Source organism: Metabacillus malikii (assembly GCF_030813355.1).
Classification (GTDB): domain Bacteria; phylum Bacillota; class Bacilli; order Bacillales; family Bacillaceae; genus Metabacillus; species Metabacillus malikii.
Window position 1 is genome coordinate 22,650 of record NZ_JAUSUD010000023.1, and the last position, 13,463, is coordinate 36,112.

The window sequence follows — 13,463 nt, forward strand, 5'->3', positions numbered from 1 at the left end:
TTCTAGCTATAATAATCCTAAAACAGCACCTAATTATAATTTTAACGAAAAAGAAACTTTACCTAATTCTAAAACACTAGGATTGGTTAATTTCCCTTGGACATTTCCACAATCTTTGATTCGATAAAAAGGTGCCCTCTTAACACAACATCTAAGTAATTTTGAGAGTTTATAATATCAAGAAATTTATTATTAGCTTTAATTCTCCCACGTATGTAGTTAACATACTCGGTATTTAATATTAACATGACAGCAACTTCCAGAGTATTTCCTCCATTTTACCATAAAACTGTAACACCCTTGTTTAAACTATTCTGCACCGTTAGTGGAATAAGGAAAGCCTTACTCCTTGTTGAAGTAAAGCTATCCGTTAGTACAAGAAGTATCCTTATATCCCCTTTTTTTCCTCATTTGAATATAACTTAACAAATAAAAAAAACAAGTAATTCCAAACAGTAGAAATATACCTGGCGTCATTAGCATATACAAACTTAAAGGAAAAGACCATATGAAAGCAATTAACATTAATAATTTTCTTGATGTCCCCCTCTGTTAGGATAGATGTCGTAGGGAACTTTAGTGTATAGTTTAAATCATACACGGAGGTTGATCGACATGAAAAATAATAATGGTAAACGATATACAAAGGAAGAGAAAGCATCAATTGTTAAGAGAATGATGCCCCCTAATAATGAAACTGTAGGCCAATTAAGTAACGAGTTGGGCATTACGGAACCCACACTTTACAAGTGGAGAAAGGGAGCTAGAATGGCTGGGAACCCTACACCTGGAGATGGACAAAGTTCTGAACAATGGAGTAGTGAAGATAAGTTTCTCGTTGTCATGGAAACCTTCACAATGAATAGTGCACAACTTGCAGAGTATTGTCGGAAAAAGGGACTATATAAAGAACAAATTGAAGCATGGCGAGTTTCGTGCCTAAATGCAAATGGCCGTGAATCTAGCCAATCAAAGCAGCTGAATCAGGAATTGAAAGAGGAAAAAAAGCGTGCAAGAACCTTAGAAAAAGATTTGCGAAAAAAAGAGAAAGCATTGGCAGAAGCTGCAGCCTTATTACTATTAAGAAAAAAGGCCCAAGCGATCTGGGGGGACCAAGAGGACGAATGATCAGCCCGTCAGATCGCGCACATTTTAGCAGTGGAAGGATGAATGAACATGGCGAAAAATAGAATAAATGATTGTGCATATAATATAACTAAGACAAACTTTAAGAAAGAATCTTTCATCTGGGATTTAGAAATAGGATAAAGTAATACACTTTGTTTCATTTCATGTTGTAAAGGAATTAATTGAAATCCAGTTATAAATATAATTAGGAGATTAAAAATCCAACCACTTGTTGGCACAGCATAATTAACAAAGATACCAATTACGGTCAGTCTTATATAAAGGTAAAAGTAATCATTATATCTTACAAACAAATGTGAGTATAAATATACGAATGTACGGCTCTGACTATATGGGATACATCTTTTTACAACCATAGTAAGTAAACGCCTATTGCGAAAAGAACGTTTAAGATTAGGGACATCTATGAACATATTTATAAATTTAAAGTTTCTTAATAAGGCACTTTCTTCTTCCTCTATTAGCCACTGCCAATTCAGACTTCTATTTTTTCTTATAGAAAAAATGAAATAGACGACATTTACACTCATTAAAATAAGCACGAACATCCAGTCATTTTTTAACATAAAATAACACATTAAATATATTGAAAAAAACCTATTCAACCTATGTAACACAAATTGCACATGATTCTCTAACCATTGTTCTGTCCACTTCATTAAAATGTTATTAGCGGCAATCCCCACTATAAAAAGAAGAAGGAGAGGTTTTATATTTGTTGTGTGTAAAAATAGGGATATGAAAACAGTAATGAAACTAAGCAATTTCATAACATCAATAACAAAACTATATACAAGTGATTTAATAAAATACGGCTTTAATCCCCATTCTAATGGCAACAAAAAGATTATATCAGCCCTTTTCATAAATGTACGAACTTTTGTCGGTATTAAAAGGAAGGTTACAAATAGCGATAAAATTCCTTCAACTGAGATTTGAGGAGGTATCCATTGAAGAAATGAATGAAAATAATAAATAAAGATACTACCAATAATCAAAAAAAAATAAACAACATTCGCACCAATTATGGAGTAGTATCTGAACATTTTCCGATAAAATTCCTGAACCCTTAAATCCCATAATGATTTTACATCCATTAGTACACCATACTTTCATTGAATACTAACCTAACGGCACTATTGTATATCTCGAATTAGCTTTTTCTTTTTGTACATTTGCTCCACCATTATTTGATAAGTGGAATATCTAATCACCAGTACTAGTTAAAAAATACATTCCAATCAGTATAATCAATATACCTATGAGAAGACGTTTTAATAATTCCTCAATATAATATTAATTGCTCCAATACCTTCTTACGACTGAATATTCTCCATTCGAATTGTATATTCCTTCTTTCACGATTCTACATTTTAGTTCAATATGAATAGCGATACCTCTTTGGTGAGGTATCGCACCCGTTCGATTAATAAATAAGGAATTTTATTCTATGCGGTGGTTTTCAAATAAATCATTAACAACCTCGTAATGTAAATTGTCATCCCTAACAGAACATAAATGACCACAAAAGATAACCATTTCTTCTCTAATTCTTATATCATAAACGTTAGGTACTGTATTTACCTGTTTTAAGGAAAAAAGTATAGACTGGACGTTCGAAATTCTCCATTTCTTTGAGCTTAAACTTTAAGTATTGATTCTAGATTATTAGTATCAGTGATATAAGCTGCCTATTACTTTTTCTAGATCCATTATACTAATCTCGTTAACAGTTTTTCCTTCAATTAGATTAGACATCTCTTCATCGTAAGTTGAGCGTTTATTAAATTCTAAAATAAGGAAAATTATCACATTAACAGTTATCTCCAATTTATTTTAAGAAGCATTGAAATTTTATGTTAAAAATAAGTGTTGACGGTAGTAATTAAATTAATAAGCAAACAACACTACTCTTTCTTGATTATATTGTTATGCATTGGCAAATTCAGGTGATTTCTAACAAATTCAGACTCAGATACCAAATATAACTCATTTATGATTTATATAACTATGATTCTTAATGAGGCCTTGCTAGATAAACAGCAAAAAGAATGAGAATGATTCCTAGAACTAGGTAAAACTTGTATAAAAAGTTACGTTTCCTACGAGAAACACCAAGAATGGTAAAGAATATACCAAGTATGAATGACATGATCATTGTATAGAATCCCATTTTATTCATTCCTTTCGAGAGTAATTACTCGTTGATGACGATTGGCTAAATCTAAATCATGAGTCACTGTAATAAGTGTAGTATTAAACTCTTTATTCATATCAAAAAGTAGATTGATCATTTTTTCTTTATTTGCTAAGTCTAAAGACGCAGTTGGTTCATCTGATAAAATTATTTGGGGATTCATAATTACAGCCCTAGCAAAAACAGCTCTAGATCGTTGGCCACCAGAACACTCAAGCGGTTTTTTGTTCAAAATGGACTCAATTCCAATTTTATTAATAATTCTTTTAAAGTGATCTTGGACAGTTGGGTCTTTTTCAATGTTGGCATACATAAGGGGCAATTTAATATTATCCTCTATGGTCAGAGAATGAATTAGTGCGGACTCCTGAAGAACAAAACCAATTTTTTGATTACGCCACTCAGCTAGTTTAGTTCGTGATAATTCCTTAACAGATGAATCAAAAAGCTTATAGCTCCCTTGATATTGTGTATCAAGTAGACCAATAATATTAAGCAAAGAAGTTTTTCCAACTCCAGACTCCCCTATAATAGAAAGTCTTTCCCCAGGTTCAACTTTCAACTCAAAATCATTTAAAATAGAAAAACCTTTCTTCTTGAATGTTTTTTTCTGGATTTCTAGTTTAATTAAACTAGTCATTTTAACACCCCCATGGAGATCGGAATACTTTTAACTTTTCTTAGCGTAAGTTCAACAATCGTAAACCCGATAATAAAATCTATAAAAAGAACAATAAGTAAAGCAATCCAATCCATACTTATTAAGCCAAATATTCCGTAAGTAGCAAAAATTGAGTCTTTTCTTAACCAAAAGCCGTACCTATTGAAAGCGGTTATCACAAATAATATGACTAAATTAATAGAAAACAATATTCCAAAATAACGATAAAAAATTGATCTTAGTTTTGAATAACTTAATCCAACTAATAAATTGATTGTAAAATCTTTTATCATTAATCGAATACTTATCAAAGTATTCCAGGTAGCTAGACAAACAATGATTATGAGTAAAATAAAGGTGATAGTACAGATGATTTTTAATGAATATACATAGTAATCTTCAAAGTAATTAAAGTTTTCTTGTTGATTAAAAAAGTTAAATTCTAAACCTAGATTTTCCTGGATATGTACCTTTAAATTTATTGCTATCTCTTCAGTCGAATCAAGAAGCGCAATGTCCATCAAACCATTAACGTGGAAGTCAAGACCAGCACTTTGAATAAATTCTTCATTAACAGGTAATAAAATTGAAAAATTGAAATAGTTCTTTGAATTGGGAGCATAAAAATTAGAACGATGAGTATTCTCCTTCAAGACTCCTTGAACTTTTAAAATGACTAATTGTTGGGTGGCAGGATCTGTAATCTCAATATTTGACCCTATAGGATAGTTTGTGGCTAGACCTGCACCTACTAAAACAGGTATTTTTTCATTATTAAATTTATAATTGAAGTTTAAGTGGTTTCCTTGAGATAATCTAAATTGATTTATCTTATAAGCCTCTTCGTTGATATAACTGATAGAAACTTTCATCTCATATTTATTATGTAATGAAGTGACAAAACCATCGGCTTGCAAAGCATAAGTATAATTTTTGTTTAAATATTCATATACTTTTTGAGTATCATCTATATTAATTTTATCAAAATCAGCTTCACTATTTGGGTCCAGATTAGCTATAAAAGTCCCTTCTTTATTCAGAGTTTCTATTTCTTGATAACCTTGAAAAGTTGAAATAATTGAACGAGCAGTAGTAAAAGAAAGATAATTAGCTAAAAAAAGTAATATTATCATACCCAAAACAAGTATCCATCTTTTTAAAAATATTCTCGTTATAAAAAATTGTAAAATTCTCATTCTTTTTTCACCTGACCTGCACTAATTAATATATATATAATAAAAATAAATACTAAGTAGAGATTGCTGGTTACATTCAGCCGTAAATAGAAGTTTAATGAAAGTGATAGTAAAAAGCTAAACAATAATATAGTAAGACTATTCAAGATATATCGGATTATAATATTGACCATTGTATCTCCTACAAGTATTCGGCAGGCTATTTCTGTTTTCCTACGGTTTAAAAATTGATAGTGAAAGACTATTACAATAAATGTAAGAAAAATATTTATTATAAATTGATAGTCTATAATACTTTTAACAAAAGACTTTAAAATAAAAGAACCTTCTAAATTCAAAGTTTTTACATAAATAAATATTAAGTTTGAAGCAAAACAGATTAGGTAGATAGCAAACGCCTCAAAAACGTCGAAAAATCTAAATAAAGAATATTTCATAAACTACGCCTTAAATTTGGCATGGAGTAAGCTAAATTACCTATTAGTAAGATACGTTTTGAAATATCCATATCTCTCCCCCTAAAAAAAATCTATTCTTTGTGTTTGAAGTCGATTCACTCTGGTATTCAAAAATATCACCAGGTTGACACTCCAAAGCTTTACAAATAGCTTCTAAAGTTGATAATAGAATCGCCTCCGCCTTTCCATTTTTCAGAACAGAAAGGTTAGTCATTGTTATTCCAACTCTTTCAGATAATTCTGTTACACTCATTTTTCTTTTCGTTAGCATCACATCGATATTAATTATAATAATTTTAATACATCGTTTATTGTTTTTCAATAAAAAATTACCCATTTACATTATATTATTATTGTTTATTATCCAAATCCTTTTTGAAAGTAAAAAAATGAACACTTTTTTTAAAGTGATCGATTTATTTTAATTGAACTAAACTGAAACGTTCGTATTATAAGGTCAATCGGATATGAAAATATTTCTTAACGGTAGCCGGGGTAAAACGTCTCTCAACAACGAAATGCTCTGAAACATTAACCCATCCATTCAACTTGTGTTCTGTCCTGCTCCGTTAGTTAGAGAAGCCGCAAAAAATGCAGGTACAGACGGAGCAAACATAATCTTTGTGATCGTAATTAAAAGCCTTTGGAGCTAAACTAATTCCAAAGGCTTGTTGTAATTATTATGTTCGATACACAGTTAATCGAAGAAATGATAAATGTCGTGTATTTATTACCCAACTGCAACCCGCATCACCATGAGAGTCTGTGCGTTTTTCAGCAAGGATACTCCATATGTGTTAAAACCTCTATTACTTGTCTGATTTAACTTTATATATTTTTCAATATCTTTGCTGGATTACCAGCCACTATTGTATTAGCAGGAACATCTTTTGTAACGACAGAACCGGCAGCAACAATTGAATTGTCGCCAATCGTGACTCCAGCTAAAATAACACAACTTCCGCCAATCCAAACATCGTTACCAATTGTAATTGGTATGCCATAACCACTTTTATACCTGTCTTTTGGTTCGATTGAATGACCAGCCGTATATATTCCAACATTGGGACCGATCATACAATTGTCACCAATCTTTACTTCTGCCATATCTAATATCGTACAGTTGTAACCAGCATAGAAGTTGTCTCCAATATGGATGTTGTATCCTAAGTCACAGTGGAAATTATGCTCAATACTCGGATTTACTCCGACACTACCGAATAATTCATTGATAATTTCCTTTTTTCTTTCTGAATCTTCTATTGGACAATGATTAAACTCTTGAACAAGTTTATGGGCAATGATATTTTTCAACCTTAGTTCATCCGTACCTCGTTCGTAGTAGATTTTCTCTTTTTCCTCCATATCTAGTCTCCTTTCTTCAGTTATTTATAAAATACCCTATTTTCTTCAAGTAACCTGTATATTTCGGACAACAAAAAATGCGATACCTCTTTATTATTGAAGTATCGCATCCTTAGTTCAAAAAAATACACCTAATTATTTTTCTCTAATTTATCCACTCTTGTTTCTAGTTCTTTTAATTTCACATCTTTTGAATCATCATCTGATTTCTTCATAGACTTAACAATCTTATATATCAGAATTCCAATCAAAGAAATGACCACTAAAACTATTATCATTCCAGCAGGATTCATTAACCCCATAATATCCCCCTCTTTTACATACCTTAAAGATCCAAAGTCTTTCTTTAAGAAACTTGCTCCTTTAGTTGTGTCATAAAATTAGTAAATACGATAGTTGGGAGTTTTAAATATTTTTATTTATCAATTTCTTCAAAAGGCATTTCATTTCTTGATTGAATCTTTTGCGGTTCCACTGTGTTAACTCTAACAAATCCATTATTGATGTCATCAACAGGTGTAAAATGACTATAAATAACTTTTCCAGTTACTCGAATGGGAAATCGGTTATTCTTTTATTCTATACCAATATCTATATATTTCCTCGAACCCCAATTTTGAGTAAAGCTTTAATGCTGGAAGGTTATTTAACATCACCTGAAGATAAGCATATTTTGCTCCATTATCCTTACCCCATTGTAAAATATGTTGAACAAGCTTACTTCCAAAACCTTTATTTCTGTACTTTTCAGTTGTTACTATATCAAATAAGCCGATGTATTCACTTTCTAATACACACATTCCACAAGCAAGTGTTTCATCGTTTTCATCATTTAACAAAAAATAACAAGACTTAGGTATGATATTAAGTAACATTTGCTTTAACGTACGTTGGTCTTTTTCACAGATATTATTCAATCTATAAAAATTCATCAACCAATTATCGTGTAAAGTGTCATAAACAATTGCTTTATGTCCTATTTCAATATTACTATCACGCAATGGTAACATTTGAACACTTGTCAACCCATCAATGAAATATCCATGCTTTTCGAGAGTTTTATCTAAGTTTTCAGGAAATACCTGTTGAGTCATCTTATATACAACCTTTAAATTTCTTTTACGGTAGAGCTGTTCAGCGCTTTCTATTTTGCTATTCAGGTCTTCCTTAGAAAAATAAATAGGATTGATTGAATTTGCTCTCTTTGTATATCCATCTGCAAACCGTACGATCCAACCATCATAAACATTCGTCTGCAATGCAGGTAAGGCATTCATGGAAAGTTCCTCTATTTTTTGTATTAATTGCTTTGTTGTCATAAACTCTCCTTTCTAATAATTTTGATAGAAATAAAGTTACCTTCTTTTACTGGTACCCTTTAGTTGAACATTCTTTTACTCTATATAGCTAATTAACTTTGCTGGAACTTCTTCAAAAATATAAAGTTCAGGATTATTATAAGGTTTCTGCTCTAAATACTCTGACAACGGAAGCATACTATCCCAATACTGTTTCATTAAATTCTCTTTTGATGGTAATCCTTCAACAAAGTAGCCCCTGCCTCCATCATAGCTATCTTCAATATAAGAAAATAAATCACTTGATAGATCAAAGTTAAAAACCAAAATCTTTTCACTAAATACAGGGAAACGATAATATGGTTTTTCATGTGGTTCCAAATCTGCGCCGAAAGCAACATTAAAATCAATCCACTTTGGTACATTTACAGGTCTACAACGTTCTGTTAGTTCTGGAAAGAAATTAGCACCCCTTGAATACCATCTTGTTGCTGTTCTATGATTTAATCCTTCTTTTAAAACCCTGTTCGGACTTATATTTCCCCCAAGCTCGTTTTGAATGACCATATGGTATAAAAACACTCGAGTGCCTCCGTTCTCAAGATACATTTGTCTATCGATTTTAAAACAAGCCACCAGACCAGTTTTGTATGAATACCCATAGAACTGATTTAACTAAATTGTCTATTTCATATAATTAGCGACATAAGACTTTTTTTTCGTTCCACTAAAAAATTGCTCAATTTTTCTCCATAGAAAATAACAGCCAATACCTATCGCAGCACCTGTTGTATTTAATATTACATCATCAATATCAGTACTTCTTCCCATCCCTATGTCAAACATGGTCCCTAACATACTCTGTACTAACTGTACGATTTCAATTCCAGTAGTACAAAGAAATGAGTACAAAATCGTTTGTTTGGCACTGTTTGCCCACTTGAAATAAAGCATTGCAAAGGCAAATGGAGTAAGCATGATTAGGTTCCCAATTATTTGAAACAAAGCATCTGGGCTATAACGGATAACATCTATCATTCCTTTTATAGGTAATAAATTTACAGAATGAACTATGAAGCTTAAATTTTCTAATGAATAATGTGCATTTTCCAAATAGAGCGTATATTCAACCGTATTTTGATACAATATGCAAAAATACACAGTGAAACAGATACCAATAAACCAATCAAATACATTTTGTAATCTTGTGCGTTTTAATAGAAAAATCATACAAATTGAGATAATAGCAAAATGGAGAAGAACCTCTAGGATTAAAGATTCAACATGCCCCTCTCTATAATAAAACCAAAGGCTTTCCCCGTAAAAAATAAGTGGGAAAACTAATAATATGTATTTCGTCATTATCTATCTCCTACTCTTAAATTTTTTCAGTGTACTTGCATCTATAGTGCAATAAAAAAGCGATAATACTTCGCAAAAGCATCGCAGCAATTCGTTTAAAAGTGAGTATTTAAAAAAAGAATCACAAAATAAATACAAAAATCAATAAACTGATTGCACACAAACAATAAGCAACCTGAATTATTATGTACATGATAAAATCCACTGTTGATAGTTTTTGTTGCTTTTTTGCTTTTTCCAAATGCAATAAATAGATAGCGGAACTAATAATTAGTATGACGGTAGAAATTGTCCGTAAGGTTTCTGCAAAAATGGCCAAGCTCTTCTACTCCTTACTTTATCTATTTAAATAACGCCCCTGATATCGAATTATTTCATCTGTTCACAAGTCGACTGAATTCAATTTGTTTAATCACTTATCTTGTATCCAAATATTAGGTTAATGCACTTTAGAATCGAGTGTTCATCTTCAAACCTTGTGTCCAACTCATTTAATAATATTTAGTTAACGTAAATAAATGCAGCAGCAATCCCTAACCTTAAATTATTTGTTAGTTGAAGAAAAATAATTTTATAGTTATGAAATTAATTTATCAACGCTTCTCCTGTTAAAATTTCATATAGGTCTGCTGAATCTTGCCTATTTAATTTCACGTGTCTATCGCTATCGGTATGTAACTCTACATTTTCACTATTTGGGCTAATCCATAGTAAATATGAGGCTATTTTATGTTCATTAGATTTACGATTTTTTGGTGGAAATTGAAATTGGTAGTCTGCATATTCTGCCATTTCAACTTTTACATGTTCCCAGTTTGCGTTATTAACGATATCTATCGCTTTTTTTACCTGGTTTTTTTGAGTGATTTCGTTAAAGTCTTCAAAAATATTTTCTTCACCGGTTCGTTTCTGTACAGTTATTTTTTGTCCATTCAATTCGCTTAAACAACCTGAAGTCATGAAAAGAACAGCTAGTATGGTAAAAAGTAATATCGTTTTTTTCAATCTATTTCCTCTTTATCTATTTAGTTTTTTGAACTATCCTGTTATCGTTCTTAAAATAAAAGTTTTATTAGGATTTATTTTTATAACAAGCTTCACAAATGAATTTGCCTTCGTTTCTTAAATATGCTTTTATCTCTGTAAATCCCTTTCGCTTAGGGTAACGCATTTTCACTAAAACAACGTCATCTTCATTAATTTCTTTATCACAAACCATACATTTAGGTTTATCCCACAACATTACTAATCCTCCTCAAATAAATAAATCTTCCTTTATATTAATCAAATGTAAGCTATATGCCTAATCAAAATCGACTTTAAGGAAGGAATTTTACCAAAACTATTTCGAAAACAATAAAAGTATATCTTATTGCACTTACCAGTTAAGATATGTAACTCATAATATTTTTGACATATAGTATTCATCCAGGTATTCACCATTTATAAACAGTGAATCTCTTTTTGTTCCTTCGATTTCAAAACCTATTTTTTGATATAGAGCTAAGGCTGCTTTATTTCGAGTGACGACGGTTAATTCTAAGCGATGTAGGTTGTGCTTGAAAGCCCATTGATTTAATTCTTCAAATAATAATGTTCCAATTCCTTTTCCTCTAAACTTTTTATGAATTCCAATAACAATATAACCAGAATGTTTGTTTCTCCTAGATTTCCCACCATTAATTAATAAATAGCCTACTAGTTTATTTTCATCTTCAGCGATAAGGATTGTAGAATTTTCGCTTTTCTTCATTATCTCAATCATCTTTAGTTGATTTTCAGGTTGAAGACTTCTTTCTCCTTCTTCCCAAAGCATATATTGAGAGTTTTCCTCAACCTGCTGGATAAGAGATGTTAATTTTTCTGCATCGGAAGTTCTAATTTCTCTAATAATCATTACATAATCATCCTATTTTTAGTAATTTATTACGTATATATATCAAAGTTGAATAGAAAAGTGATATTTCATATTAAAACAATGCTGATTATTTAAATGCGTATCTTTTTAATCTTTTAATTACTTAACTTCACAACGTTAACTTAAAATCTTCCATGTGATTTAATACTTGAATGTGATTAATAAACTCTTAAATTAGCATAATTTATTTATAATCTCCATAAGTCGTTCTGAATGGTCCGATGTGACATGTTCTGATAATCTTGCAGCAGCAATAATAGGTGCCCATTGAAAGATTTCTTCTCTTACCAATCCACTCTTATCACAGTAAATTTTCAAATGTAATTCTGCTAATTCAATTGAATATTGTGAATAGATAAGATATGTGCGATATACATCAGCACGAATATCTCCTGAACTCGCATCTACCCAATCAATAACTACTACTTGGTTCTCGGTCTTAATCAAATTATATAAATGAAAGTCACCATGACATAGCCTATTTTCAAATGTCATCGATTCCAATTTTCTTATTAAATGCGATTTTAGTCGCTTATCTAAAGAATTCACGGCCTGAATTTGTCTGGATAATTTATCATGCATACTCTCGATTTCAATTGGAATAATGTTATGAATTTCTTGCTGCACTTCGACTGAAATCGTAAGGTAAAACACTGCTTTGTTTTTATCCTTTAAATATAAATCAGCTAACGTTTCTCCCTTCGCATATTCCATAATTATTGCCTGTTTTCCGGCAATTATAGTAACATCTAAAACCTTAGGTACCGGAAGCCCGCAAGAATAAGCATATTTTTGTTTATTCGCTTCCTTTATCGATTCCGTATCTGGCAAATAATCGTTAAACACTTTGATAATTTTGTTATTACAAAGATAAACTTCTGCTGTATTTCCTTTTGCGATTGGAGTACCTAAATGCATTGAATTCCTCCTCATAGGTAAGACCTCATTAGTTGGACAGAATCATCTTGTAATCCTACTACATACTGCTAATTGCACATCTTGGGTATCCGGTTCTAATCATATTTACACGTAATATCCTTCTAGTTCCCATTAAAACAATTACCAAGAATAGATGTTACCCACTTTAGTTTCTCTATTCTTATTATAGATTACATATAGTAATACGAGGATACGGCAAAGGGGTTACAGAATTTTCCTATATTTATAAAATTAACCTGCGTCCTAATAAAATATTAAATCGATCGTGTAGTTTTGTTTACTTATACTTTTTTGCATATAGATACTCTGTTATCGGAAGAACGGTAAAGGCTAAACATACAACCAATGCCAAAGGGAGATTTTTAATTTCATTGAAATTATTCACAACACCTACCCCCTCGGAAATGACTAAGATTATTAAAGAAAGAATCATTAAAATAAAATAACCTATTTTTGCACTTTGCGTTTTTATGTGCATGTCCAATTCATCCTTTGCATGGTCTCCTTGCATATCTCCCCAGGTTAATGAATTAAATAAAAATGCTAACGAAAGACATCCTGCAAATATTGCATTGAGGCTAATGATTCCATTTTTTAACCATTCAAACACGCCGAAACCACAAATTACCGCCAATAACAAAGAAGATAAAATAATACTAAATTTCTTTAATTTCCCCATCTTACACACCTCTTCAATTTCTATTTAATGTAAAAAAGTTCATCAATCTTTACTCCAAGTTGCTCTGCTAAATCAAAAGCTAATTGTAAACTTGGTGCATATTTATGATTTTCTATCGCATTTATCGTCTGCCTCGTTACATGACAAAGTTCAGCTAACTTTCCTTGTGAAATCCCTTTTTTTTCACGATACTCCTTAATCTTATTTTGCAAAGAGTAACCACCCCCATAAATTACCTGTA

At 31.1% G+C, this 13,463-nt stretch carries 16 protein-coding genes; 1 reads left to right on the top strand and 15 read right to left on the bottom strand.

Features of this window, described 5'->3' with window-relative positions; translation table 11 throughout:
• Nucleotides 1-615: 615 nt before the first annotated feature.
• Entirely contained in the window at nucleotides 616-1,128 is a 513-nt protein-coding gene (locus J2S19_RS18405; RefSeq protein WP_307344774.1) for a transposase, read from the top strand.
• Nucleotides 1,129-1,136: 8 nt separating this feature from the next.
• Here the strand turns inward: J2S19_RS18405 and J2S19_RS18410 are convergent, their stop codons facing one another.
• From J2S19_RS18410 to J2S19_RS18480, 15 genes are all read right to left on the bottom strand, one after another.
• Nucleotides 1,137-2,246, bottom strand: a complete 1,110-nt coding sequence (locus J2S19_RS18410; RefSeq protein WP_307344776.1) for an ABC transporter permease — start codon at nucleotides 2,244-2,246, stop codon at nucleotides 1,137-1,139.
• A gap of 1,077 nt (nucleotides 2,247-3,323) precedes the next feature.
• Nucleotides 3,324-3,986, bottom strand: coding sequence for an ABC transporter ATP-binding protein (locus tag J2S19_RS18415; RefSeq protein ID WP_307344778.1), 663 nt, complete (start codon nucleotides 3,984-3,986; stop codon nucleotides 3,324-3,326).
• Nucleotides 3,983-5,203 carry a peptide ABC transporter permease gene (locus J2S19_RS18420; protein ID WP_307344780.1) on the bottom strand — a complete coding sequence of 407 codons (1,221 nt, stop codon included), beginning with the start codon at nucleotides 5,201-5,203 and terminating at the stop codon, nucleotides 3,983-3,985. The genes J2S19_RS18415 and J2S19_RS18420 overlap by 4 nt, the downstream gene beginning before the upstream one ends.
• A 480-nt stretch (nucleotides 5,204-5,683) precedes the next feature.
• Nucleotides 5,684-5,998 carry a helix-turn-helix domain-containing protein gene (locus J2S19_RS18425; protein ID WP_307344782.1) on the bottom strand — a complete coding sequence of 105 codons (315 nt, stop codon included), beginning with the start codon at nucleotides 5,996-5,998 and terminating at the stop codon, nucleotides 5,684-5,686.
• A gap of 491 nt (nucleotides 5,999-6,489) precedes the next feature.
• Nucleotides 6,490-7,026, bottom strand: a complete 537-nt coding sequence (locus J2S19_RS18430; protein ID WP_307344785.1) for a sugar O-acetyltransferase — start codon at nucleotides 7,024-7,026, stop codon at nucleotides 6,490-6,492.
• A gap of 131 nt (nucleotides 7,027-7,157) precedes the next feature.
• Nucleotides 7,158-7,328 (bottom strand): hypothetical protein, encoded by a 171-nt coding sequence (locus tag J2S19_RS18435; RefSeq protein WP_307344787.1) that lies wholly within the window; start codon nucleotides 7,326-7,328, stop codon nucleotides 7,158-7,160.
• Between the two features lie 264 nt (nucleotides 7,329-7,592).
• On the bottom strand, nucleotides 7,593-8,345 hold the full coding sequence (locus tag J2S19_RS18440; protein ID WP_307344789.1) for a GNAT family N-acetyltransferase: 753 nt from the start codon (nucleotides 8,343-8,345) through the stop codon (nucleotides 7,593-7,595).
• A gap of 75 nt (nucleotides 8,346-8,420) precedes the next feature.
• A complete protein-coding gene (locus J2S19_RS18445) occupies nucleotides 8,421-8,906 on the bottom strand; it encodes a hypothetical protein (RefSeq protein WP_307344791.1) in 486 nt (161 codons plus the stop codon).
• Nucleotides 8,907-9,008: 102 nt separating this feature from the next.
• Nucleotides 9,009-9,686, bottom strand: a complete 678-nt coding sequence (locus J2S19_RS18450; protein WP_307344793.1) for a VanZ family protein — start codon at nucleotides 9,684-9,686, stop codon at nucleotides 9,009-9,011.
• A 585-nt stretch (nucleotides 9,687-10,271) separates the two neighbouring features.
• Entirely contained in the window at nucleotides 10,272-10,691 is a 420-nt protein-coding gene (locus tag J2S19_RS18455; RefSeq protein WP_307344796.1) for a YhfM domain-containing protein, read from the bottom strand.
• Nucleotides 10,692-10,758: 67 nt separating this feature from the next.
• On the bottom strand, nucleotides 10,759-10,929 hold the full coding sequence (locus J2S19_RS18460; RefSeq protein ID WP_307344798.1) for a Fe3+ hydroxamate ABC transporter substrate-binding protein: 171 nt from the start codon (nucleotides 10,927-10,929) through the stop codon (nucleotides 10,759-10,761).
• A gap of 156 nt (nucleotides 10,930-11,085) precedes the next feature.
• A complete protein-coding gene (locus J2S19_RS18465; protein ID WP_307344800.1) occupies nucleotides 11,086-11,583 on the bottom strand; it encodes a GNAT family N-acetyltransferase in 498 nt (165 codons plus the stop codon).
• Nucleotides 11,584-11,778: 195 nt separating this feature from the next.
• A complete protein-coding gene (locus tag J2S19_RS18470; protein ID WP_307344802.1) occupies nucleotides 11,779-12,522 on the bottom strand; it encodes an aminoglycoside phosphotransferase family protein in 744 nt (247 codons plus the stop codon).
• Nucleotides 12,523-12,820: 298 nt separating this feature from the next.
• A complete protein-coding gene (locus J2S19_RS18475; RefSeq protein WP_307344804.1) occupies nucleotides 12,821-13,222 on the bottom strand; it encodes a DUF2178 domain-containing protein in 402 nt (133 codons plus the stop codon).
• 20 nt (nucleotides 13,223-13,242) lie between these two features.
• Nucleotides 13,243-13,434, bottom strand: a complete 192-nt coding sequence (locus J2S19_RS18480; RefSeq protein WP_370875176.1) for a helix-turn-helix transcriptional regulator — start codon at nucleotides 13,432-13,434, stop codon at nucleotides 13,243-13,245.
• Nucleotides 13,435-13,463: the final 29 nt, after the last annotated feature.

Coding starts and splice junctions, on each gene's coding strand:
- J2S19_RS18405 (WP_307344774.1), top strand. CDS start 616: ATGAAAAATAATAATGGTAAACGATATACAAAGGAAGAGAAAGCATCA.
- J2S19_RS18410 (WP_307344776.1), bottom strand. CDS start 2,246: ATGGATGTAAAATCATTATGGGATTTAAGGGTTCAGGAATTTTATCGG.
- J2S19_RS18415 (WP_307344778.1), bottom strand. CDS start 3,986: ATGACTAGTTTAATTAAACTAGAAATCCAGAAAAAAACATTCAAGAAG.
- J2S19_RS18420 (WP_307344780.1), bottom strand. CDS start 5,203: ATGAGAATTTTACAATTTTTTATAACGAGAATATTTTTAAAAAGATGG.
- J2S19_RS18425 (WP_307344782.1), bottom strand. CDS start 5,998: ATGGGTAATTTTTTATTGAAAAACAATAAACGATGTATTAAAATTATT.
- J2S19_RS18430 (WP_307344785.1), bottom strand. CDS start 7,026: ATGGAGGAAAAAGAGAAAATCTACTACGAACGAGGTACGGATGAACTA.
- J2S19_RS18435 (WP_307344787.1), bottom strand. CDS start 7,328: ATGGGGTTAATGAATCCTGCTGGAATGATAATAGTTTTAGTGGTCATT.
- J2S19_RS18440 (WP_307344789.1), bottom strand. CDS start 8,345: ATGACAACAAAGCAATTAATACAAAAAATAGAGGAACTTTCCATGAAT.
- J2S19_RS18450 (WP_307344793.1), bottom strand. CDS start 9,686: ATGACGAAATACATATTATTAGTTTTCCCACTTATTTTTTACGGGGAA.
- J2S19_RS18460 (WP_307344798.1), bottom strand. CDS start 10,929: ATGTTGTGGGATAAACCTAAATGTATGGTTTGTGATAAAGAAATTAAT.
- J2S19_RS18465 (WP_307344800.1), bottom strand. CDS start 11,583: ATGATTATTAGAGAAATTAGAACTTCCGATGCAGAAAAATTAACATCT.
- J2S19_RS18470 (WP_307344802.1), bottom strand. CDS start 12,522: ATGCATTTAGGTACTCCAATCGCAAAAGGAAATACAGCAGAAGTTTAT.
- J2S19_RS18475 (WP_307344804.1), bottom strand. CDS start 13,222: ATGGGGAAATTAAAGAAATTTAGTATTATTTTATCTTCTTTGTTATTG.